Below are 23,061 nucleotides of genomic sequence, written 5' to 3'. Positions count from 1 at the left end.
AGACTTAATGTTGGTCTTTGGTGACATGGACTAAATAGTTGACATCCACATCATCACTTAATTTAAAAATTTTAGTAATAGGGTTGTAGACCATTCCTTTAATGTGATTGACTGTTAATCCACACTTTCTGGCCCAGCCAGCCAGCTCCGATGGCTTGATAAATTTATCATAGTCATGAGTTCCTTTTGGTAGCATCTTGAGGATGTACTCGGCACCAATTACCGCTAAAGCATAGGCTTTGGGGTTGCGATTAATTGTTGAGAAAAACAGATGGCCACCAGGTTTAACGAGTTGACTGCAAGCTTCTATCACTGAGATGGGGTGGGGGACATGCTCAAGCATTTCCATACAGGTCACCACATCAAAAGTGCCAGGTTGTTGAGCAGCCAAGCCTTCAGCGGTTATCTGCTGGTAATCAACTTTTACCCCAGACTCTAGCCCGTGGAGCTTGGCAACAGTCAAGGGCTCTTCCCCCATATCAATGCCTGTTACTTGTGCACCACGAAGGGCCATTGCCTCGGACAAAATGCCACCACCACAACCAATATCGACCACTTTTTGTTCTGCCAAGTTAATAAACTGCTCGATGAAGCTAAGGCGTAGCGGGTTTATGTCATGTAATGGTTTAAACTCGCTAGACTTATCCCACCAGCGGTGAGCCAGTGCCTTGAATTTGGCAATTTCTTGAGGGTCGACATTAGTGTGTTCGGTGGCCATAGATACAATCTTAGTTTGGTTAAATTAGGCTTGAGCAGAGAGAATACGGGACTTCCAGTCAACAACCAGCTGCTTGATTTCATCAATATCTAAGGTGGTCAGTTCTCTGTTATCCAGTACCAGTTTACCATTGACCCATACATGAGAGACTTGGCGACTACTAGCAGTATAAACAAGTTGTGAAACTGGGTTATATAAAGGTAGATTTTCTAAGTCATCTAAGCGAACGGCTGCAATATCTGCTGCCTTACCTGGCTCCAAACTACCAGTAGTATCATCAATACCTAATGCTTTGGCGCCATTGATAGTAGCCATTTTAAGTGCTTCGTAAGCTGAGACTGCTTCTGCATCCTGGTGTACAGCTTTGGCTAAAATTGCGGCAGTACGCATTTCACCAATCATATCTAAGTCGTTATTACTGGCAGCACCATCAGTACCTAAGGCGACATTAACCCCTGCTTTTCGTAATTTATCAATCGGGCTAAAGCCACTGGCTAACTTTAAGTTGGACTCAGGACAGTGAACAATATGACTGCCATATTGCTGCAGCAGCTCAATGTCACTGTCATCAATCTGGGTCATATGCACACACTGCAGTCTTGAACTGAGCAATCCTAAGTCAGCAAGGCGCTGCATAGGTCGCTTACCATGAAGCTTGATGCCTTCTTCAACCTCATGAGCCGTTTCATGAATATGCATTTGTACCATTGCGTTCATGTCGGCAGAGAGCTGAGCAATTTTTTCAATGGGTGCATCAGATACGGTATAGGGCGCATGGGGGCCAAAAGCAATATCTACCAGTTCGGCTTGTTTAAACTGCTCGTATACAGCCAGTCCCTTACTAAAGTACTCATCATGGTTTTGTGCCCAGCTGGTGGGAAAGTCCATGATAGGGAAGGTAATTTGTGCGCGGATATTAGCATCAATAGCTACTTGTGCTGCGGTATCAGGAAAGAAATACATGTCACTGTAAGTAGTGGTGCCGCAGCGTAGCATTTCAGCAATAGCCAGTTTAGTGCCATCACGAACAAAATCATCACACACACAGGCTGCTTCAGCAGGCCAAATGTGATCGTTGAGCCAGGTCATTAATGCCAGGTCATCAGCTTTTCCCCTGAATAAGGTCATGGCAGCATGACCATGGGCATTGATCAGTCCTGGAATGACTGCGTGAGCCGTTAAGTCATGATTATGCTTGGCCTGTAGCTGTTGTTTGGCTTCAGTGGTTGGCATAATGGCGGTGATTTTACCATTGGTAATGGCCACTGAGTGATCTTCCAGAATATCTTGGCTAGCATTGACGGGAATAACCCAGCCAGCATGAATGAGGGTGTCGACCTGTTGAGTTGACTCAGACATAAATCACTTATTACCTTTCCTTAAAGTTATTTGGCGAGTATATAACGAATGATAAATGCTTTTCGAGGTTAGGTAGATAATTAATAAAAACCGGCGGGTTCTGTACTGTTAATCCCCATAACAACCAGTAAAGAAAGGAGCATTTGTGTACGATGTGATTAAGTGGTGTGGAGACCACTTACAGTTATTGGATCAGCGGAAGCTACCTGTCCAACAAGAATATTATTTATGCTATCGAGTGACTGATGTCATTGAGGCTATCAAATTAATGGTCGTCAGAGGGGCTCCTGCTATTGGCATTACTGCAGCCTATGGCGCTGTGCTGGCTGCAAGGCAATATAATGCAGCTGAATTGTTAAGCTCTCTAGATTTACTCGCGCAAGCCAGACCAACCGCTATTAATTTGCATTGGGCCGTTGAGCGAATAAAAAAGCGGGTTATTGATCACCAGGGAAGTCAATTAGATGAATGTTTGCTTGCAGAGGCAAACGAAATTTTTCAGCAAGAAATCACTGCTAACGAGCAAATGGCTGCTTATGGTGCTGAATTGATAGCCCAGTCTAATGCACCTTGTAATATTCTGACCCATTGTAATACTGGCCGCCTGGCCACAGGAGGAAGTGGTACCGCATTAGGGGTGATTTGTCGTGCTTATCAGCAAGGATTGATTAATCAATTGTTTGTTGATGAAACCCGTCCTTGGCTGCAAGGCTCTCGACTTACTTGTTGGGAGTTACAGCAAGCAGATATTCCTTTTCAGCTTAATGTTGATGGTGCTGCTGCACATTTAATCAAAACAGAAAAGGTAAGCTGGGTAATAGTTGGAGCCGATCGTATAACAGCCAATGGCGATGTAGCTAATAAAATTGGTACTTATAGTTTGGCTGTGCTGGCACGTTATCATCAGGCTAAGTTGATGGTGGTTGCCCCATTGTCAACCTGTGACTTATCCATGGCGAGTGGTAGTGATATCCCATTAGAATATCGAGAAGCAACTGAGTTATGTTATTTAGCTGAACGGCAGTTGGCGCCAGATAGCGTGGCTGTCAATAACCCCGTTTTTGATATTACCCCGGCTGAACTGGTGGACTTTATTGTGACTGAACAAGGTGTTGTGGCTAATCCAACAGTAGAAAAATTGAAAAAGTTGTTTGAGGCTCGTGCTGTTTAAAATTATTACTGGCCAGTCACTTCTGAAGAAACGATAAAAAGTCTGCAAATCATAGAGTTAGCCCGCTGCTATTGAATATACAGCGGCTACGATTTGAGGTATACTTGGCGTCCATTTCTTATTGTTGAAAAACCGTTTTGTCATTTATCAAGCCAAGACTTTTTATACTTATTTCTAAACAGTGCCGATGCCTGATCCTTATGTCGTTACAGGCGCAGTTGGCTTTTAGCTTGTATTCAAAATTAAGGAACGTATTCCATAATGGGTGAAATTGCCAAAGAAGTCCTTCCAGTCAATATCGAAGATGAACTGAAGCAGTCCTATTTGGATTATGCGATGAGTGTAATTGTGGGGCGTGCCTTACCAGATGTTCGGGATGGCTTGAAGCCGGTTCATCGCCGTGTGTTATTTGCCATGGGCGAGCTAAGCAATGACTGGAACAAACCGTATAAAAAATCTGCTCGGGTGGTGGGTGATGTCATTGGTAAATACCACCCTCATGGTGACTCTGCTGTATACGACACGATTGTCCGATTAGCGCAGCCTTTTTCAATGCGCTACACCCTGGTGGATGGGCAAGGGAACTTTGGTTCTGTTGATGGTGACTCGGCAGCAGCCATGCGTTATACCGAAATTCGCATGGAAAAAATCTCCCATGACATCATGGCGGATCTTGAAAAAGAAACCGTTGATTTTGTACCTAACTATGACGGTTCTGAGCAGATTCCAGTTGTAATGCCTACTCGGATTCCTAACCTGTTGGTTAATGGTTCGTCAGGTATTGCTGTAGGTATGGCGACCAATATTCCACCTCATAACCTCAATGAAGTGGTTAATGCCTGCCTAGCGCTAATAGAAAACCCAGAGCTAGATATTGATGGCTTAATGGAGTATGTCCCTGGCCCAGACTTTCCTACGGGAGCCACCATTAATGGCCGTGCGGGCATTTTACAGGCTTACCGTACGGGGCGGGGGCGTATTTATGTACGGGCTAAAGCTGATATTGAAGTTGATGAAAAGAAAAATAAACAAACCATTATCATCACTGAAATTCCTTACCAATTAAATAAAGCCCGACTGATTGAGCGCATAGCAGAGTTAGTTAAAGAGAAAAAAATTGAAGGTATCACCGAAATCCGTGATGAGTCGGATAAAGATGGTATGCGAGTAGTTATTGAGCTGCGTCGTGGTGAAGTAGGTGAGGTAATCTTAAATAATCTATATGCCCAAACCCAGCTTGAGTCGGTATTTGGGATAAATATGGTAGCGCTGGTTGATGGCCAGCCGAAGCTGTTAAACCTGAAAGAAATTCTAGAAGCCTTTGTTCGTCATCGTCGAGAAGTTGTTACTCGTCGTACAGTCTATGAGCTGCGTAAAGCCAGAGAGCGCGGCCACATCTTAGAAGGACAAGCGGTTGCGCTATCCAATATTGATCCGGTTATTCAACTTATAAAAGAGTCCCCTACACCAGCAGAGGCCAAAGAGAAATTAATTAATACGCCTTGGCAGGCAGGATTGGTATTGTCCATGTTGGATAAGGCTGGAGCTGACTCCTGTCGTCCGGATGAACTACCAGCTCAATACGGCTTGCGTGATGGACATTATTACTTATCACCTGTTCAAGCCCAAGCTATTTTAGACCTTCGTTTGCACAAGTTGACGGGTCTTGAGCATGATAAGCTGCTGGAAGAGTACAAGCAGTTGCTGGATAAGATTGCTGAACTTGGTTTGATTCTGGCCAGTCCTGAGCGCTTGTTGGAAGTCATTCGTGAAGAGTTGGAAGTGATCAAGGAAAATTATGGTGATGAGCGCCGGACGGTGATCACTAGCTCTCGCCAGGATTTAACCGTTGAGGATTTAATCACCGAAGAAGACATGGTGGTGACAATTTCTCATGGTGGTTACGCTAAAACCACACCACTAGACACTTATCAAGCACAGCGACGGGGTGGTCGAGGTAAATCTGCCAGTGGGGTTAAAGATGAAGACTTTATTGAGCACTTGTTAGTGGCTAACACCCATACCCAAATTCTGTGCTTCTCAACCAGAGGAAAAGTCTACTGGCTGAAAGTGTATGAAATTCCTCAAGCAACCCGTACTTCCCGTGGTCGTCCAGTTAATAATATTTTGCCGCTAGAAGAAGGTGAACGGATTTCTACTATTTTGCCAGTTGAAGAGTATAACGATGGCCACTTTGTCTTTATGGCAACCTCTAAAGGTACAGTGAAGAAAACGCCATTGGAGCAGTTCAGTCGCCCTCGCTCTTCAGGGTTAATTGCAGTAGACCTAGATGATGATGACCATCTAGTGGCAGCTGCTATTACTGATGGTGAAAGAGATGCCATGTTATTCAGTAGTGCGGGTAAAGCCATTCGCTTTAAAGAAGCTGATGTGCGAGCAATGGGCAGAACTGCCCGTGGTGTGCGTGGAATTAAACTGCAAGAAGGCCAGCAAGTTATTTCATTGATTATTCCTGGCGAGACTGGCCAAGTACTAACGGCCAGTGAAAATGGTTATGGTAAACGTACCCGCCTGGAAGACTTCCCTGTTTATGGTAGAGGTGGTCAGGGCGTTATTGCCATGCAAAGCAATGAGCGGAATGGCTTGCTAGTGGGTGCCACGTTGGTCGATGACGGTGATGAAATGATGCTGATCTCTGATCAAGGCACTTTAGTGAGAACCCGAGTAGATGAAATTTCGATTTTAAGTCGAAATACTCAGGGTGTTCGCTTAATTAAACTAGCGGGTGATGAGCACTTGGTGGGTATTGAGCGAGTCGCTGAGCCTGGAGAAGTGATTGAGGATGATGAAGCCGCTGATGATGTGATTGATGCTGATACGACTGATGAAGCGGCAAGCCCTGAAGATGACTTGCCAGCAGTCGATGAATAACTGCTAACTACGATTAAATAAAGGGCCAGGCATTCTGGCCCTTTATATTTGAGTTGACCATAAGTTAATTGGGTAATAACAAAAAAGTGCTTGGGTGTTTACCTGCTGAGGAGTAATACGTTTATGAGCCGTGCTTTTAATTTTTGCTCAGGTCCAGCCACGATGCCTGAGGCAGTTTTGGCGCAGGCACAACAGGAACTGTTGGATTGGCAGGGAAGAGGGGTTTCAGTGATGGAGGTGAGCCATCGCAGCCCTGAGTTTGTTACTGTGGTCGAAGAAGCAGAGCAAGACTTGCGTGAGTTAATGGCAATACCTGATGACTATGCGGTTTTATTCATGCAAGGTGGAGCAACAGCTCAGTTTGCAACGATTCCAATGAATTTACTGGGTAGCAAGCAGCAAATGGATTATGTGGACACTGGCGTGTGGTCGCAAAAAGCGAGTAAAGAAGCTGCTCGTTATGGAAAGGTAAATATTGTTGCTTCTGCTAAAGAAAATAACTACAGCAAAATCCCTGAAATGGCTGAGTGGCAACTTCACCCGCAAGCAGCTTACCTCCACTATACCCCTAACGAGACTATTAATGGTGTTGAATTTGCCTGGGTACCAGAAACAGGTGAAGTACCCTTAGTAGCGGATATGTCATCCTCTATCCTTTCTAGGCCCATTGATGTTAATCGATTTGGCTTAATTTATGCCGGAGCACAGAAAAATATTGGGCCTGCGGGTTTAGTGGTTGTTATTGTCAAAAAATCCCTGCTTGGTAATGCATTGCCTATTACACCTTCGATAATGAATTATGAGCAAGTTGCCAAGCAACAGTCTATGTTAAATACGCCGCCGAGCTTTGCAATTTATTTGGCAGGATTAGTATTTAAATGGCTGAAACAGCAAGGGGGGGTAGCTGCAATGGAAGCACTTAATCAGCGTAAAGCAGAAAAGCTTTATCAATTTATTGATCAAAGCAGTTTTTATCAGAACCCCGTAGACGTCAGCTGCCGCTCTTGGATGAATATTCCATTTACCCTGGCTGATGATAAGCTGGATAAACAGTTTTTAGTCGAAGCAGAAGCAAACCAGTTATTAAATTTAAAAGGCCACCGACTGGTAGGCGGAATGCGCGCTAGCCTTTATAATGCAATCCCTGAGCAGGCTGTTGATGCCCTCATTGAGTTTATGAAAGACTTTGAGCAACGTTGTGGTTAACCATTATGTCTGAAGAATCAGCAAAAAATTTAAAAGCATTGCGTGAAAAAATAGATGATATTGATCATAAAATCTTAACTTTGATTAGTGAGCGTGCTAATTGTGCTCAGCAAGTGGCTGAGGTTAAGAAGACATTTGATGCGGATGCTTTTTTTTACCGACCAGAACGGGAGGCTCAAGTATTACGCAGTGTAATGGATAGTAACCAGGGGCCATTAAATGATGAAGAAATGGCTCGGTTATTTCGTGAAATTATGTCTGCCTGTTTGGCTTTGGAGCAACCAGTTAAAGTGGCTTATTTAGGTCCTGAAGGCACCTTTACTCAAGCCGCTGCCCTAAAGCATTTTGGTCACTCGGCTATTAGTATTCCAATGTCTGCTATTGATGAAGTATTTCGAGAAGTAGAAGCGGGTGCCGTTAATTATGGTGTAGTGCCGGTTGAAAACTCCACTGAAGGGGTGATAAATCACACACTAGACAGCTTTATTGACTCACCTTTGCAAATATGTGGTGAAGTTGAATTAAGAATTCATCATCATTTACTTATTTCTGATACGACGAAAAAAGACAAGATCTCTCGTATTTATTCTCATGCTCAGTCATTTGCCCAGTGTCGTAAGTGGTTGGATTCTCATTATCCTCATGCAGAGCGAATAGCGGTTAACAGTAATGCAGAAGCAGCTAAGCGAATTAAGTCGGAGTGGCACTCTGCTGCAATTGCTGGAGATATGGCGGCAGAATTATATGGTTTGGAAAAAATTTCAGAAAAAATAGAAGATCGCCCAGATAACTCAACTCGGTTTTTAATTATTGGTAACCAAGCAGTACCTGCCAGCGGTGATGATAAAACCTCTATTGTAGTCGCTATGCGTAATCAGCCAGGAGCACTTCATGCCTTGCTTGAGCCATTCCATACCCATAATGTGGATTTAACTCGAGTGGAAACTCGTCCTTCAACCAGTGGCACTTGGAATTACGTCTTTTTTATCGACTTTATTGGGCATGTTGATAATGATGATGTAAGTAAAGTATTGACTGAGGTAGGTAGCCGAGCATCTGAGCTGAAGGTGTTAGGGGCTTATCCAAAAGGAGTTTTATAAAACAGATATACCCTTCACCTAGCGTATAAACATAATTAAGGAAGTGAACTCATGGTATGTGATGTGGAAGTGTTAACCAGATTGGGGGTGCGTGCGATTCAACCCTACCAGCCAGGCAAGCCCATTGATGAGTTAGCTCGTGAGCTTGGCTTAGAGTCTGCCAATATTATTAAACTGGCCAGTAATGAAAACCCATTAGGTCCATCGCCAAAAGTATTGGTGGCAATTGAATCTGCAGCTACAGAACTGAGCCGTTACCCTGATGGTAATGGCTTTGTTTTAAAGCATGCTCTCGCTGAAAAATATGGTATTCAACAAGAGCAAGTTACACTGGGTAATGGTTCTAATGATGTGTTGGAGCTGATTGCTCGGGCATTTGCAGGGCCGGGCGATGAAGTAATTTTTTCTGAGTATGCCTTTGTGGTTTACCCTCATGCAACCAAAGCAGTAGAGGCTACACCTGTAGTTGTTCCTGCTGTTAACTGGGGGCACGACTTAACAGCCATGGCCAATGCAGTGACGGATAAAACCAAACTAGTTTTTGTTGCTAACCCTAATAATCCAACGGGCACTTGGTTTAGTAAAGAAGCGCTTGAGGCTTTTTTAGGTATGATTCCAAACCAGGTGATTGTAGTACTGGATGAAGCCTACATAGAGTATGTTGAGGATCCTAATTTTCCAAATGGATTGGATTACTTGAGCCAGTATCCTAATTTGGTGGTTACCCGTACTTTCTCAAAAGCCTATGGTTTAGCAGGATTAAGGGTGGGTTACAGCCTTTCATCACCAGCTATTGCTGATATTTTGAACCGTCTTCGTCAAGCATTTAATGTAAATAGCCTGGCACTTGTCGCAGCCGTGGCTGCGCTATCTGACCATCAGTACTTGGTTGACTCAATTGCTATTAACCAGCAAGGTATGGCGCAACTAGAGTCTGGTTTTTCTGAACTGGGGTTAAACTATATCCCGTCAAAAGGCAATTTTATTGCGGTGGAAGTGGGAACACAAAGCCAGACTATTTATCAGCAGTTGTTGGCTGCGGGAGTTATCGTTCGCCCAGTAGCAAATTATCAGATGCCCAACCATTTAAGAGTGAGTATTGGCTTGCCTGAGGAAAACCAGCGGCTGTTAACGGTGCTTAAGCAGCTGGTTGCTGCTTGACATCTGTTTTTGTTGGTTCTTTTACTGATTTAGTAAGTTTAACTTTAGTTATCAGCCAAAGCGCTGGCTTTATCCCTTTATTTTATGAATAAATCCGTAACTCTATCAGAGTCAGTTGTACTCATTGTTGGTTTGGGCCTGATTGGTGGCTCGGTTGCCAAAGCCGCTAAAGCTAATCAAATATGCCGCCAGGTGATTGCTTATGACTGTGATGATCAAGCACTGAAATTAGCCAAAGCAAAAGATATTATTGACGACTACTGTCTTGATTTGTCAGTGGCAGTTGCACAAGCTGACTTGATTGTGTTGGCTGTGCCTATTTTGAGTATGGAAAGTATTTTTGTAGCCATTAAAGACTGTGATCTTGCTGATAAAATAATCACCGATGTCGGTAGTGTTAAAAATAATGTGTTGACTGCGATGATGCAGGTTTTTGGTGAGCTGCTTCCTCAATATATTCCTGGGCATCCCATTGCGGGGTCGGAGCAAAGTGGGGTGATGGCGGCTAAAGCAGATTTATTTGCAGATCATAAAGTCATTTTAACGCCCCATGCTTTTTCAAATAAGCAAGCAATGGCAGTTGTTTCTTCACTGTGGGAAAGGATGGGGGCAGAAGTTTTATTGATGGATGTTCAGCGACATGATGAAGTGCTAGCAGTGACTAGTCATCTTCCTCATTTGTTGGCATTTTCCCTGGTTGATACCTTGGCTACTGAGCGAGATAATCAGGAAATTTTTCGTTATGCGGCAGGTGGCTTCAGAGATTTTACTCGCATTGCTGCCAGTGATCCCACTATGTGGCATGATATTTTTGTAGCCAATAAAACAGCCGTTCTCCAAGCACTCAATGATTTCACTGACGGCCTTGAAAAACTGAAAGTGGCCGTTCAAACAGGAAACAGCCAATATATGAAAGGTGTTTTTACTCGAGCTAAAGTGGCCCGAGAGCATTTTTCTAAAGTGTTGGCACGAAAAGCATATCTAGAACCTATGAAGCAACAAAGTCTCGTTTATTGTTCAAAGCCAGCTAATTGTGTAACTGGCACTATCCGTGTACCTGGAGACAAGTCCATTTCCCACCGCTCGATTATTTTGGGCTCACTTGCAGAGGGAACAACTCAAGTCAGTGGTTTTTTAGAAGGCGAAGATAGCCTTGCTACTTTGCAAGCATTTCGTGATATGGGAGTAGTGATAGAAGGTCCGCATCAAGGTAAGGTGACGATTAATGGGGTGGGGCTTCATGGCTTGAAGCCTGCGCCAGGCCCTCTGTATTTAGGGAATTCTGGAACGGCCATGCGACTGTTTGCTGGTTTAATGGCAGCGCAGCCTTTTAATGTCACCTTGACAGGGGATGAGTCTTTATCAAAACGGCCAATGGAGCGAGTGGGTAAGCCACTCAGATCAATGGGGGCAGTGATTAATACAGAGGCGGGTGGCACCCCACCGTTAAAAATCAGTGGTGGCCAGCAGCTAAAAGGTATTAAGTATGATATGCCAATGGCCAGTGCCCAGGTTAAGTCCTGTTTGCTATTGGCTGGTATGTATGCTGACGGTGTGACAGAAGTGACTGAGCCTGCACCGACTCGAGACCATACTGAGCGTATGCTGCAAGGTTTTGGCTACCCAGTGGAAGTGGCGGGCGACAGCATTCGTATATCAGGTGGAGGCAAGCTGTGTGCGGCAGATATTGAAGTGCCTTCTGATATTTCTTCAGCTGCGTTTTTTATGGTAGCTGCTTCCATAACACCGGATTCAGACTTACTGCTTGAACATGTTGGAATCAACCCAACTCGAATTGGTGTAATTAATATTTTAAAAGCTATGGGGGCTGATTTAACCCTGAAAAATGAACGGATGGTGGGTGGTGAGCCTGTTGCAGATATTCAAGTGAAATATGCAAAACTTAAGGGAATTGAAATACCCCAAGATCAGGTACCACTCGCAATTGATGAGTTCCCAGTATTGTTTGTTGCTGCTGCTTGTGCAGATGGAACAACCATACTGCGTGGCGCTGAAGAGCTAAGAGTCAAAGAAAGTGATCGAATTCAAGCAATGGCTGATGGTTTGCAAGCCTTAGGGGTAAACGCCACAACACTGCCTGATGGTATTGAAATTGTTGGAGGAACAATTAGTGGTGGTGAGGTGAATAGCTTGGGTGATCATCGGATTGCAATGGCATTTGCTGTGGCTGGACTGGTTGCACAAGATGCAATCATGATAAAAGATTGTGCAAATGTGGCTACCTCTTTTCCAAACTTTATTGAGTTGGCCCAAACATCTGGTTTTAACCTGACTGTTGAAGGCTAACTAATGACAGATATGTTTTTTACCAAAGTGCCTGTCATAACGATAGATGGGCCCAGTGGCTCAGGAAAAGGCACAATAGCTTCACTGTTAGCTAATCAACTTGGTTGGCACTTATTAGATAGTGGTTCTTTATACCGTTTAACTGCATTGGCTGCTCAAATTCATGGAGTAGACCTTGCAGACGAGGATAACTTAAAGGTGTTGGCTGCACATTTGGATGTGCAATTTGTTGCTGCTACAGAAAGTGAGCCTGCAAAAATTATCTTAGAAGGTGAGCGGGTTGAGCGGGCAATACGCGCTGAAGATATTAGCCTGTTGGCATCACAAGTTGCGGCAATTACGCAAGTTAGACAAGCACTATTGGAGCGTCAACGGGCTTTTGCTGAAGCACCAGGCTTGGTCTCTGATGGGCGCGATATGGGTACAGTTGTATTTCCCAAGGCGCCGTTAAAAATTTATCTCACCGCATCAGCCGAGGTTCGTGCTGAAAGGCGCTTTAAGCAATTGAAAGAGTCTGGTTTTAGTGCTAACATTGATCAGATTTTAGAAGATATTTGTGCTCGAGATGAGCGCGATATGAAGCGAGTATCTGCTCCATTAAAGCCTGCAGAAGACGCTATTATAATTGATACGTCGCGGCTGACTGTTACTGAAGTTGTAACAAAAGTGATGGCTGAAGTGGAAGCGAGGGGCTTGTAAAGGTTTATACAATAGCTTTACCGGGGGCGGTAGTAAGGATTCCAGCAATACTTACTACCGCCTTATATTTTTAATTACCCCGTATTAGCTGGAAATGCGGTTTGTCATCCAGTTTATCTAACCATTTTTTTGTGCTGGGAGATACAGATGACATTATCAATTGATCTATGTAGGAATGAGTATGAGCGAAAGCTTTGCCGAACTATTTGAAGAAAGTTTAAAAGAATTAGACATGAAACCAGGTTCCATTATCAGTGGAATCGTGGTTGATATTGATAGCGACTGGGTAACAGTCCATGCTGGCTTGAAGTCTGAAGGTGTTATTCCTAAAGAGCAGTTTCTTAATGAAAGCGGTGAGTTAGCCATTCAGGTAGGTGATGAAGTCCAAGTGGCTTTAGACACTGTAGAAGATGGATTTGGTGAGACTCGATTATCCCGTGAAAAAGCCAAGCGAGCAGAAGCCTGGACTGAGCTGGAAGCAGCTTACGAAGCAGAAAATATTGTTAAAGGTATTATTAACGGCAAAGTTAAAGGCGGCTTTACGGTTGACATTAATACCATTCGCGCCTTCCTACCTGGCTCATTAGTTGATGTTAGACCTGTCCGTGATACAGCTCACCTTGAAGGCAAAGAGCTTGATTTCAAGGTGATCAAGCTGGACCAGAAGCGCAACAATGTTGTTGTTTCTCGCCGTAGTGTTCTGGAAGCAGAAAACAGTGCTGAGCGTGAAGCATTACTTGAGTCTTTACAAGAAGGCCAAGAAGTTAAAGGTATTGTTAAGAACCTGACTGACTACGGTGCTTTCGTTGACCTAGGTGGTGTTGATGGCTTATTACATATCACTGATATGGCTTGGAAGCGCATTAAGCATCCTAGCGAAATCGTCAACGTGGGTGACGAAATCCTGGTTAAAGTATTGAAATTCGACCGTGATCGCAACCGTGTTTCACTAGGTCTTAAGCAGCTGGGTGAAGATCCATGGGTTGCTGTTAAGAATCGTTTCCCAGAAGGTGCTCGTACCTCTGGCCGCGTAACTAACTTAACAGACTACGGTTGTTTCGTTGAACTTGAAGAAGGTGTTGAAGGTTTAGTTCACGTATCAGAAATGGACTGGACTAACAAAAACATCCACCCATCAAAAGTAGTTCAATTGGGTGATGAAGTTGAAGTTCAAGTACTAGATATCGACGAAGAGCGTCGTCGTATTTCCTTGGGTATCAAGCAGTGTAAAGTTAACCCATGGGAAGAGTTTTCTACCAAGAACAACAAAGGTGACAAAGTTAAAGGTAACATTAAGTCAATCACTGACTTTGGTATCTTTATTGGTCTTGAAGGTGCAATTGATGGTTTGGTGCACTTGTCTGATATTTCTTGGAGCGAGCCAGGTGAAGAAGCCGTTCGTAAGTACAAGAAAGGTGAAGAAATTGAGACTGTTATCCTGTCTATCGATCCAGAGCGTGAGCGTATTTCCTTAGGTGTCAAGCAACTTGAAGAAGATCCATTTGCTTCTTATGCAAGCCTGCATGAAAAAGGCTCTATCGTAAAAGGTGTGATTAAAGAAGTGACTGCTAAAGCAGCGGTTATCACTTTAGCTAATGAAGTAGAAGGTACTCTGAAAGCTTCTGAAATTAGCCGTGATCGAATTGAAGATGCGACTAATGTCTTAAAAGAAGGTGAAGAGCTTGATGCTAAAATCATTAGCATTGACCGTAAAAACCGTGTAATCAGTCTGTCAATTAAGGCAAAAGATGAAGCGGATGAAAAAGCGGCATTAAAAGAGTTGCGTAAACAAGAGTTGGAAGCTTCAGGTCCAACTACAATTGGTGACTTGATTAAAGCTCAAATGGATGGTGGCAAAGAATAATAACTCCTTGCTACGATAAAAAAGGCGACCAATAGGTCGCCTTTTTTGTTTGTGACACTATTATATCTTCTTAATAATCAGGAGCTTACTTGCTAATCAAGAACTGGTTAGCTATTTTTAGTCCGATGGCAGTAAATGGCTAAAAAAATTGAGCAAACTCATTTTTATGTAATCTATAAAGACAAGTGGCATATTAGTAAACACAGGCTATGATAAATACGGCATTTGTCATTTTACTGCTACCTATTTGCCATTATAATTCTGACTAATAATGTGGTCTTATGTGGGTCAAGAGCTAAATGTTGGTTAAATTACTAAATTACTTGAAGTGGGCTGGCTGGCTAGTGTTATTTGTTATTTTATTGCTAGCGGGGGTCGAGTTTATTGGCGCTAACCAACAAGAAATCAGCATCAGCTTTTTGGGTTATTCGTTAGAGCAGATCAAGCTGTCAGTAATACTGATAGTCGTATTTATTGTTGGTGCGGTGATGGGACTAATCTCAGCGGCTGTATTGCTTATTGTACTACAACTGAAAAACAAGCAGTTAAAGTCAAAGTTGAAGCGTAGAGATGATGAAATTCAAAAGCTTCGCACCAGCTCGCTATAAAGGTTAATCTTTGAACGATACGGTTTATTTGGTTGGTTTTTTTTGCGCAATTGCCATTGGGTTTTGGTTAGGGCGTCGAGATAAGCGCAAAAAAGTTAGAAAGTCAAAGGAGCGGCTGTCTAAAGAGTATTTTATTGGCTTAAATTACTTGTTGAATGAGCAAACTAATGAAGCAATTGATACTTTTATTAAAGCACTAGAAACCAATCCAGATAGCCAAGAAACATTCGACACTTGCATTGCATTAGGGAGGTTGTTTTGTAAGCGAGGTGAAGTTGATCGAGCAATTAGGGTTCATCAAAGTCTATTAGCACGGCCAAGCCTCACTAAAAAGCAGTCCTTAATGGTTCAGTTGGAGCTATCACGAGACTATTACTCGGCTGGATTGTTGGACAGATCTGAGGGTTTGCTGACACAACTGGTTGAAGTCAATGCCGGTTTTCAAGTCGAAGCGCTAGAGTTATTACTTGCAATTTATCAGCAAGAAAAAGAATGGCTTTTAGCTATTGAAATTGGGAAGAAATTATTAAAGAATAATGTGGTCAGCTACTCAAATTTGGTCGCTCACTTTTATTGTGAGTTAGCTGAAGAGCAAGTAGCTAAGTCTAATACAACTGAAGGTAGGGAATACTTAAAACAAGCGTTGAAGTATAACAAACAGTGTGTACGAGCAAGCTTAGTTTTAGGAAAGCTTGAATACAGTCAAGGGAATTTAAAAGAATCATTAAAGGCATTACAAAAAATATATAATCAGGACCCAAATTATATATCAGAGTCTGTTCCACTTTTAGAAGAGTTACGCTTAGAACAGTCAGGCTCTGTACAAAAGTCTGTAAATAGTTACTTGCAGAAGTGTTTAAAGGATTACCCGTCAGTAGCTATAGTTTTATCACTAGCAAAAGAAATAGAAATGAAACAGGGTGCTAAAGATGCTGGCAAGTTTATAGCAGAACAACTTGCAAGACGCCCTTCATTAAGAGGCTTAAATCAGCTAATTGATATCCATATTGGTATCGCTGAGGGAAAGTCAAAAAAGAATCTAGGATTGTTAAGGGAACTAACAAGGAAACTCTCCGATGGAAAGCCACTCTACCGCTGCATTAACTGCGGCTTCTCAGGTCAAGAACTACATTGGCAATGTCCGAGCTGTCAACACTGGGGTGAAGTTAAACCCATTCATGGTGTTGAGGGGCAGTGAATTTACAGTCTTCTAAAGTAATACAGAGATATCTTGTAAATTATGATATCGCTGTACTCGCAATGAGTAAAAAAATTTAGAGTAATAAATATAAGACTATATTTTGATTCATAGTTGATCATTTGAAGTATGTATTAACTACAACAAGAAACATAGACTTATATTTTAGTGAAAATAAATAGTAGCTGATGTAGAGATAGTTGAAGATTAAATAAAAGATCAAAGCTATATTCACATCACAAGTTACTTTTAATAGAGAAGTTTCATTAATTTTTCATTCTAATTGCCTGTTTTTAATGTTGTTAAAACCAAAAATAACTTCGGGAGGAAAGTTATTGTGGCGGTAGCGTGGAAAATTGGTTAAAGGTGAAAGATGAGTGTACCAAGTTATTTGCATCAAAAGAAAGAAGTTGATCTTATAGAATTGATCGGAGTATTTTATAAGTATAAATATACAGTATTTATATCAATAGCAGTTTCTTTATTATTTGGTTTAGTGTATATATCATTTAGAACTCCTATATATAAAGCAGAAGTAATTATTAGTGAGCCACTAAAATCACAAATAATAGAGTTAGAAATAGAAAATATATATAAAGTAACAGCAGAAGATGTATTCTTGTCACTAAAAAATGCATTAAAAAATAATAAATATTTATTGGAATTTTATACAATAAATGAGAGTGTATTTAATGGGTATAAAATAGATTCAGAAAATAATATTGAGTTTGAGTTGATAAAAATAGCAAGAAAATGGAAATTGATTAATGAAGTTGACAATAATAATGAGCCAAATCGAATAGTTAATTATATCATTAAATATCCTAAAGGGGTAGAAGGACATATATTGTTAAATAATTATATTAACTTTGTTGCGAATAAAGAAAGAGAAATAGTTATTGATGAGTTTGATAAAATGCTAGAAGTCGAGATAGATAAAATTTCTGGAAAAATAAAATCAAACAAAATTGCATATGATATAAAAAAACAATTAAATATGGGGCATTTAAGCGAAGCAATTATAATAGCGAAGAAAATTGGAATAGATAAGCCTTATTTTCTAAATAATAAATCTGAAGTAGGAACTGGCAATATTCTAAAAGCTGAAATAAATAATAACAACCCATTATATTATAGAGGGTATGATGCATTAGAAGCAGAAAAAAAAGTATTGATGGAAAGAAAGAATGAAAAGAAATTTTTTCCAAAAATCATTGAATTAGAGAGCAAGTTGTCATTATTAAAAAATAAAAAAATCAATACTGACAAGATTCAAGTAGTTAATTGGATACAGAAAGCATATAGATCAAATGAAGAGCTACAGCCAAATAAAATAACATTGATTCTATTGTTTGTTGGGGTTGGAGTAATAATTGGTTTATTTATTGTTTTAGTTAAATTCATGATTGTAATAGAAAAAACAAAAAATAGATAATAATAAATATACTTTGCTATAAGTAATGTTAGTACAATTGTGAGAATAATATGTTTAATGATAAAGATATACTTATCACTGGGGGAACCGGTTCATTTGGAAAAAAATATGTTAAAACAATTATTGAACGTTATCAACCTAACAGGCTAATTGTTTTTTCAAGAGATGAGCTTAAACAGTATGAGATGGAGCAGCAGTATAATGATCCCTGTATGCGTTATTTTATTGGAGATGTCCGTGACAAAGAACGCTTAAAGCAAGCAATGAGGGGAGTCAATTTTGTGATCCATGCAGCAGCGTTAAAACAAGTCCCCGCAGCAGAATATAACCCGGTTGAGTGTATAAAAACAAATATTCATGGGGCTGAAAATGTAATTAATGCTGTTCTAGAAAATAATGTTGAAAAAGTAATAGCACTTTCAACGGATAAAGCTGCTCATCCTATCAACCTATATGGTGCAACAAAACTTGCTTCTGATAAATTATTTGTAGCAGCAAATAATATGGCAGGTAGACATAAAACACGATTCAGTGTAGTTAGATATGGGAATGTAGTTGGGTCTCGAGGATCTGTAGTTCCATTGTTTAAGAAGTTAATACAACAAGAGGTAAAAGCACTTCCAATTACTGACCATAGAATGACTAGATTTTGGATTACGTTACAACAAGGTGTTGATTTTGTTTTAAAGAATTTTGAACGAATGAATGGTGGTGAGATTTTTGTACCAAAAATTCCTTCTATACGGATTAGTGATTTAGCCAAAGCAATGGCACCAAATATAGAGCATAAAATTATTGGGGTCAGACCAGGTGAAAAATTACATGAAATTATGTGTCCTGCTGATGATTCTCATTTAACACTTGAATTTGAAGACCATTACGTATTACGCCCTACAATAAAATTCACAGGAAGAGTAAATGGATTTAAAATTAATGAGTGTGGTGAAAAAGGACTTCCTGTGAAACAAGGCTTTGAGTATAACTCTGGAACAAATGAAAAATTTTTATCTATAGAAGAAATAATAGAGTTTAATAAAATGGCGGGGATATACTAAGGGTATAATCACGATAAAAGGGCTAATATGATACCTTATGGTAAACAGACTATTAATCAAAGTGATATTGACTCTGTAGTTAAAGTACTAAAATCTGATTTTCTTACGCAGGGGCCAATGGTTCCTTTATTTGAATGTGCTATTGCAGAGAAAGTAGATGTAAATCACGCTGTTGCTGTAAATAGCGCTACTTCTGCATTACATTTAGCATGTTTAGCTTTAAATGTTGGAAAAGGAGATGTTGTCTGGACATCACCCATTACTTTTGTAGCATCAGCAAACTGTGCTTTGTATTGTGGTGCATCAGTTGACTTCATTGATATTGATCCAAAAACATTTAATATATGTCATATAAAATTAGAAAAAAAACTACAAGAGGCTGAGTTAGAGGGGAAAATTCCAAAGGTTATAATTCCTGTTCATATGTGCGGTACATCTTGTGATATGGAGGTAATTTACCAATTAAGTAAACGGTTTGGTTTTCATATTGTTGAGGATGCTTCACATGCCATTGGGGGGTATTATCAAGGAAACCCTATAGGAAGTTGTAAATACAGTGATATTACAATATTTAGCTTTCATCCAGTTAAAATTATTACTACGGCTGAAGGTGGCATGGCAGTAACAGCTTGCTCAGATCTAGCCGAGAAAATGATTTTACTACGAAATCATGGAATTACTCGTGATACAGAACAGATGACACACGAGTCTGATGGGCCATGGTATTACCAACAAATATCACTTGGTTTTAACTATAGGATGACAGATATACAAGCTGCACTTGGTTTAAGTCAGTTAGGTCGACTAGATGAATTTGTGGAAGATAGGAATAAGCTAGCAACAAGATATAAAGTTATGTTAGATTCGTTGCCAGTTTCACCACAATATATACTAAAAAATAATTACTCTAGTTTTCATTTATACGTTATTCGTATAGAGCTAAATAAAACGGATCTAACCTATCGAGAAATATTTGAAAGGCTTCGAGTGAAAGGTATTGGAGTTAATGTTCACTATATACCGATTCACACACAGCCTTTTTATAAAATGAAGGGGTTTAAGAAAGGTGACTTTCCCTCTGCTGAAGCATATTACGAAAACGCAATTAGTTTACCTATTTTTCACTATATGAGTCAAGAACAGCAAAATAAGGTTGTAAAAACATTACAGGACATTTTAGATTGAATATTGCAATCATTCCAGCCAGAGGTGGTAGTAAACGTATAAAAAATAAAAATATAAAAATATTTTGTGGGAAGCCAATAATTGCCTATTCAATTGAAGCAGCACAAGTAAGTAACTGTTTTGAAAAAGTGATTGTTTCAACTGACAGTGAAGAAATAGCAAATGTGGCGCGAGCTGCAGGAGCTGAAATACCATTTGCAAGGCCGGAATATATTTCAGATGATTATGCAGACACAATTTCAGTGATTAAGCATGCAGTAGAATTTTATAAAGAAAAAAATCAGTTTTTTGATAATGTGTGCTGTATATATGCAACAGCTCCTTTTGTTACTGGTGAAATAATATATAAAGGTTTAATAAATTTAAAAAATAGTAACAGTGATTATGCAATAACAGTTACAGATTTTTCGTTTCCTATTCAACGGGCAATAAAAATTACTGAACAAGGTCGAATTAAAATGATTCAACCAGATCATTACCAAACGCGTTCACAGGATCTGATAAAGACATATCATGATGCTGGGCAACTCTATTGGGGGAAAAGTGATGCTTTTTTAGAAAAAAAACCAATTTTTTCTGAATCTACAGTCCCTATAATATTACCAAGAAATCAGGTTCAAGACATTGATACAGAAGATGACTGGGTTGAAGCTGAATTTAAATATAAATTGATAAATAATGTATAATTTATAGTTTATGTAGGTAGCCATGACAGCATTTAAGACAGAACAAGAAGATTTTTGGTTTGGTGAGTTTGGTGATAAATATATTACTAGAAATGATGAAAATAAATATTTATCAAGTAATATTTCATTGTTTTCAAAAATTTTAAGTAAAACTAAGCAAGTTACATCTGTAGTTGAGTTCGGCTGTAATATAGGTTTGAATTTAAAAGCTATAGATCAACTAACCAATAATATTAGATTAATAGGAATAGAAATAAATCACTCGGCAGTTGAAAAATTAAAATCTTGGAAGAAAGCTGAAGTTTTAGAAGGGTCAATTTTAGACTATGAAAGTAAGGAAAAGTTTGATTTTTGCCTTACAAAAGGTGTTCTGATACATATGAACCCAGAATATTTAAGTAAAGTGTACGATAAGTTATACTATTTTAGTAAAAAATATATATGCATTTGTGAATACTATAATCCTACTCCAGTCTCATTATCTTATAGAGGTCATAATGAAAGACTTTTTAAAAGAGATTTTGCTAGTGAAATGTTGGATCGTTTTTCAGATCTAGAGTTAGTGGATTATGGTTTTTGCTACCATAGAGATAGTAATTATCCTCAGGACGATATAACTTGGTTTTTGCTAAAAAAACATGAGATTTGAAAGTGATAAAATATTGTACAAAGTGCTTAATGCCAGATACAAAACCTGATTTGTTATTCAATGAAGGAATATGCAATGCGTGCATTAACTATGATACCCGTGAAAGAATAGATTGGGATCAAAGAAAGAAAGAGTTAATACAAATTATTGATAAATACAAAAATAATAACAAATGGGATTGTATTATACCTGTAAGTGGTGGAAAAGATAGTACTTATCAGGTAATTCAGTTACTTAAACTAGGAGTTAATCCTCTTTGTGTAACATCGACTACCTGTGATTTATCAGACATTGGTAGACGTAATATTGAAAATATCAAAAATCTTGGTGTTGATTATGTTGAGTTTTCACCTAATCCTATTATTAGAAGAAAATTAAATCATATAGGTTTAACTCAAGTAGGTGATATTTCATGGCCAGAACATGTAGGTATTTTTACAATACCTGTAAGAGCAGCTGTACAATATAATGTCCCTCTGATAATTTGGGGCGAGAATTCACAAAATGAATACGGTGGACCCGCTTCTGCTGTTGAGAATAATACACTGGATAGAAGCTGGTTGGAAGAGTTTGGTGGACTTCTAGGATTAAGGGTTAGTGATGTTGTAGGTATAGATGGAATAGAACAAAAACACTTGGTTGCTTATACCTATCCAAGTAACGAAGAGCTAACAGCAGTAGGTGTGACAGGACTATTTCTCGGATATTACATCCCATGGGATGGATATAGTAATGCTTTATTGGCTCAAGCATATGGTTTTGAAACACTTCACCAGGTTGTTGAAGGTTCCGTTGTGAACTATGAAAATCTTGATAATTATCAAACAGGTATTCATGATTATTTTAAATATTTGAAATTTGGTTTTGGACGAGCAACAGATATAATATGTTTACATATAAGACGAGGAAGAGTTAGTAGAGAAGATGGACTTCAGATTGTCCAAAAAAATGATGGTAAATTTCCTTGGACTTATCTAGGTAAGTCACTTGAAGATATACTAAAACCATTAAATATATCGCTTGATCAATTTATTGAAATTTGTGATCAGTTTACAAATAAAAAAATATTTAAAATAGATAGAAGAGGTATCTTAGTAAAAGATAATGAGGGCAATTTAATAAAAATGAATTATGATAATATATGAAACCTATGATCATAGACTATGGGGTTGGAAATCTGACCTCAGTCAAGTCTGCTATAGAAAGATGTGGTTATGAAATTTTTATTTCTAATGACGTATCTGATCTTTTAAAAGCATCCCATGTAATATTACCTGGCGTTGGGGCATTTTCTGTAGCAATGATCAGTTTAAAAGAAAATGGTTGGGTTGAAGCTTTAGAAGATGAAGTCATTAAATATCAAGTTCCTTTGCTAGGAATTTGTTTAGGCATGCAACTACTTGCTTCAACAAGTGAAGAAGGAGTGCTTGAAGATAAAATAAAAGGTTTGGATTATATACCTGGAGAAGTAAAAAAATTAAAGCCGAAGTGTAATAAAGAAAGAGTTCCCCATGTAGGTTGGAGTGAAGTCCAGTTTGCTAGTAAATCAGATATTTTTTCAAATATTAAAAATAATACAGACTTCTATTTTGTTCATAGCTATCATTTTGAACCTGAGTCAGAAAAGCATATAGTGTCCACTACAGAGTATTGTGGGGGCTTTTGTTCAGCAGTCAGTAAAGATAATGTTTACGGAGTTCAATTTCATCCAGAAAAGAGCTCAAAAAATGGAATTAATATATTAACTAATTTTTTGGAGATAAAATAA

19 protein-coding genes are annotated in these 23,061 nt (G+C 39.5%); 17 read left to right on the top strand and 2 right to left on the bottom strand.

The window, feature by feature from the left end; genetic code table 11:
- Nucleotides 1–4 precede the first annotated feature (4 nt).
- Nucleotides 5–718 carry a bifunctional 2-polyprenyl-6-hydroxyphenol methylase/3-demethylubiquinol 3-O-methyltransferase UbiG gene (ubiG, locus tag ORQ98_RS09975; protein ID WP_274688659.1) on the bottom strand — a complete coding sequence of 238 codons (714 nt, stop codon included), beginning with the start codon at nt 716–718 and terminating at the stop codon, nt 5–7.
- A gap of 24 nt (nt 719–742) precedes the next feature.
- Nucleotides 743–2,077: a TRZ/ATZ family hydrolase gene (locus ORQ98_RS09970; RefSeq protein WP_274688658.1), complete on the bottom strand. Its 1,335-nt coding sequence runs from the start codon at nt 2,075–2,077 to the stop codon at nt 743–745.
- Nucleotides 2,078–2,222: 145 nt separating this feature from the next.
- On the opposite strand from ORQ98_RS09970, the gene mtnA reads away from it, so the two are divergent.
- From mtnA to hisH, 17 genes are all read left to right on the top strand, one after another.
- Complete coding sequence (gene mtnA, locus ORQ98_RS09965) at nt 2,223–3,248, top strand: S-methyl-5-thioribose-1-phosphate isomerase (RefSeq protein ID WP_274688657.1); 1,026 nt, start codon at nt 2,223–2,225, stop codon at nt 3,246–3,248.
- A gap of 261 nt (nt 3,249–3,509) precedes the next feature.
- Entirely contained in the window at nt 3,510–6,140 is a 2,631-nt protein-coding gene (gene gyrA / locus ORQ98_RS09960) for a DNA gyrase subunit A (RefSeq protein ID WP_274688656.1), read from the top strand.
- Between the two features lie 123 nt (nt 6,141–6,263).
- Nucleotides 6,264–7,346: a 3-phosphoserine/phosphohydroxythreonine transaminase gene (gene serC / locus ORQ98_RS09955; protein ID WP_274688655.1), complete on the top strand. Its 1,083-nt coding sequence runs from the start codon at nt 6,264–6,266 to the stop codon at nt 7,344–7,346.
- Between the two features lie 5 nt (nt 7,347–7,351).
- Nucleotides 7,352–8,446: a prephenate dehydratase gene (gene pheA / locus ORQ98_RS09950; RefSeq protein WP_274688654.1), complete on the top strand. Its 1,095-nt coding sequence runs from the start codon at nt 7,352–7,354 to the stop codon at nt 8,444–8,446.
- Nucleotides 8,447–8,497: 51 nt separating this feature from the next.
- Entirely contained in the window at nt 8,498–9,607 is a 1,110-nt protein-coding gene (gene hisC / locus ORQ98_RS09945) for a histidinol-phosphate transaminase (RefSeq protein ID WP_274688653.1), read from the top strand.
- Between the two features lie 84 nt (nt 9,608–9,691).
- Nucleotides 9,692–11,914 carry a bifunctional prephenate dehydrogenase/3-phosphoshikimate 1-carboxyvinyltransferase gene (locus ORQ98_RS09940; protein ID WP_274688652.1) on the top strand — a complete coding sequence of 741 codons (2,223 nt, stop codon included), beginning with the start codon at nt 9,692–9,694 and terminating at the stop codon, nt 11,912–11,914.
- 3 nt (nt 11,915–11,917) lie between these two features.
- The gene (cmk, locus tag ORQ98_RS09935; protein WP_274688651.1) at nt 11,918–12,613 is read left to right on the top strand and encodes a (d)CMP kinase; all 696 of its coding nucleotides are present in this window, start codon (nt 11,918–11,920) and stop codon (nt 12,611–12,613) included.
- Nucleotides 12,614–12,794: 181 nt separating this feature from the next.
- Entirely contained in the window at nt 12,795–14,477 is a 1,683-nt protein-coding gene (rpsA, locus tag ORQ98_RS09930; protein ID WP_274688650.1) for a 30S ribosomal protein S1, read from the top strand.
- A gap of 299 nt (nt 14,478–14,776) precedes the next feature.
- Nucleotides 14,777–15,085, top strand: coding sequence for a LapA family protein (locus tag ORQ98_RS09925; protein ID WP_274688649.1), 309 nt, complete (start codon nt 14,777–14,779; stop codon nt 15,083–15,085).
- 10 nt (nt 15,086–15,095) lie between these two features.
- A complete protein-coding gene (gene lapB / locus ORQ98_RS09920) occupies nt 15,096–16,283 on the top strand; it encodes a lipopolysaccharide assembly protein LapB (RefSeq protein ID WP_274688648.1) in 1,188 nt (395 codons plus the stop codon).
- A gap of 373 nt (nt 16,284–16,656) precedes the next feature.
- A complete protein-coding gene (locus ORQ98_RS09915) occupies nt 16,657–17,718 on the top strand; it encodes a Wzz/FepE/Etk N-terminal domain-containing protein (RefSeq protein WP_274688647.1) in 1,062 nt (353 codons plus the stop codon).
- A gap of 50 nt (nt 17,719–17,768) precedes the next feature.
- Nucleotides 17,769–18,773, top strand: coding sequence for a UDP-N-acetylglucosamine 4,6-dehydratase (inverting) (gene pseB / locus ORQ98_RS09910; RefSeq protein ID WP_274688646.1), 1,005 nt, complete (start codon nt 17,769–17,771; stop codon nt 18,771–18,773).
- Between the two features lie 27 nt (nt 18,774–18,800).
- Complete coding sequence (gene pseC / locus ORQ98_RS09905; protein WP_274688645.1) at nt 18,801–19,958, top strand: UDP-4-amino-4,6-dideoxy-N-acetyl-beta-L-altrosamine transaminase; 1,158 nt, start codon at nt 18,801–18,803, stop codon at nt 19,956–19,958.
- Nucleotides 19,955–20,644, top strand: coding sequence for a pseudaminic acid cytidylyltransferase (gene pseF, locus ORQ98_RS09900; protein WP_274688644.1), 690 nt, complete (start codon nt 19,955–19,957; stop codon nt 20,642–20,644). The genes pseC and pseF overlap by 4 nt, the downstream gene beginning before the upstream one ends.
- 22 nt (nt 20,645–20,666) lie before the next feature.
- The gene (locus ORQ98_RS09895) at nt 20,667–21,293 is read left to right on the top strand and encodes a pseudaminic acid biosynthesis-associated methylase (protein WP_274688643.1); all 627 of its coding nucleotides are present in this window, start codon (nt 20,667–20,669) and stop codon (nt 21,291–21,293) included.
- A 2-nt stretch (nt 21,294–21,295) separates the two neighbouring features.
- Entirely contained in the window at nt 21,296–22,438 is a 1,143-nt protein-coding gene (locus tag ORQ98_RS09890) for an N-acetyl sugar amidotransferase (RefSeq protein WP_274688762.1), read from the top strand.
- Nucleotides 22,435–23,061 (top strand): imidazole glycerol phosphate synthase subunit HisH, encoded by a 627-nt coding sequence (gene hisH, locus ORQ98_RS09885; RefSeq protein ID WP_274688642.1) that lies wholly within the window; start codon nt 22,435–22,437, stop codon nt 23,059–23,061. Before ORQ98_RS09890 ends, hisH begins: the two co-directional genes overlap by 4 nt.

This window comes from Spartinivicinus poritis, assembly GCF_028858535.1.
Classification (GTDB): Bacteria; Pseudomonadota; Gammaproteobacteria; order Pseudomonadales; family Zooshikellaceae; genus Spartinivicinus; species Spartinivicinus poritis.
Note: the sequence above shows the minus strand (reverse complement) of the source record. Positions and strands in the feature narration are given on the sequence as shown.

Excerpts from the sequence above, each read along its gene's own strand:
- ubiG (WP_274688659.1), bottom strand. The coding sequence starts at position 718 with ATGGCCACCGAACACACTAATGTCGACCCTCAAGAAATTGCCAAATTC.
- ORQ98_RS09970 (WP_274688658.1), bottom strand. The coding sequence starts at position 2,077 with ATGTCTGAGTCAACTCAACAGGTCGACACCCTCATTCATGCTGGCTGG.
- gyrA (WP_274688656.1), top strand. The coding sequence starts at position 3,510 with ATGGGTGAAATTGCCAAAGAAGTCCTTCCAGTCAATATCGAAGATGAA.
- serC (WP_274688655.1), top strand. The coding sequence starts at position 6,264 with ATGAGCCGTGCTTTTAATTTTTGCTCAGGTCCAGCCACGATGCCTGAG.
- pheA (WP_274688654.1), top strand. The coding sequence starts at position 7,352 with ATGTCTGAAGAATCAGCAAAAAATTTAAAAGCATTGCGTGAAAAAATA.
- hisC (WP_274688653.1), top strand. The coding sequence starts at position 8,498 with ATGGTATGTGATGTGGAAGTGTTAACCAGATTGGGGGTGCGTGCGATT.
- ORQ98_RS09940 (WP_274688652.1), top strand. The coding sequence starts at position 9,692 with ATGAATAAATCCGTAACTCTATCAGAGTCAGTTGTACTCATTGTTGGT.
- cmk (WP_274688651.1), top strand. The coding sequence starts at position 11,918 with ATGACAGATATGTTTTTTACCAAAGTGCCTGTCATAACGATAGATGGG.
- rpsA (WP_274688650.1), top strand. The coding sequence starts at position 12,795 with ATGAGCGAAAGCTTTGCCGAACTATTTGAAGAAAGTTTAAAAGAATTA.
- ORQ98_RS09925 (WP_274688649.1), top strand. The coding sequence starts at position 14,777 with ATGTTGGTTAAATTACTAAATTACTTGAAGTGGGCTGGCTGGCTAGTG.
- ORQ98_RS09915 (WP_274688647.1), top strand. The coding sequence starts at position 16,657 with ATGAGTGTACCAAGTTATTTGCATCAAAAGAAAGAAGTTGATCTTATA.
- pseB (WP_274688646.1), top strand. The coding sequence starts at position 17,769 with ATGTTTAATGATAAAGATATACTTATCACTGGGGGAACCGGTTCATTT.
- pseC (WP_274688645.1), top strand. The coding sequence starts at position 18,801 with ATGATACCTTATGGTAAACAGACTATTAATCAAAGTGATATTGACTCT.
- ORQ98_RS09895 (WP_274688643.1), top strand. The coding sequence starts at position 20,667 with ATGACAGCATTTAAGACAGAACAAGAAGATTTTTGGTTTGGTGAGTTT.
- hisH (WP_274688642.1), top strand. The coding sequence starts at position 22,435 with ATGAAACCTATGATCATAGACTATGGGGTTGGAAATCTGACCTCAGTC.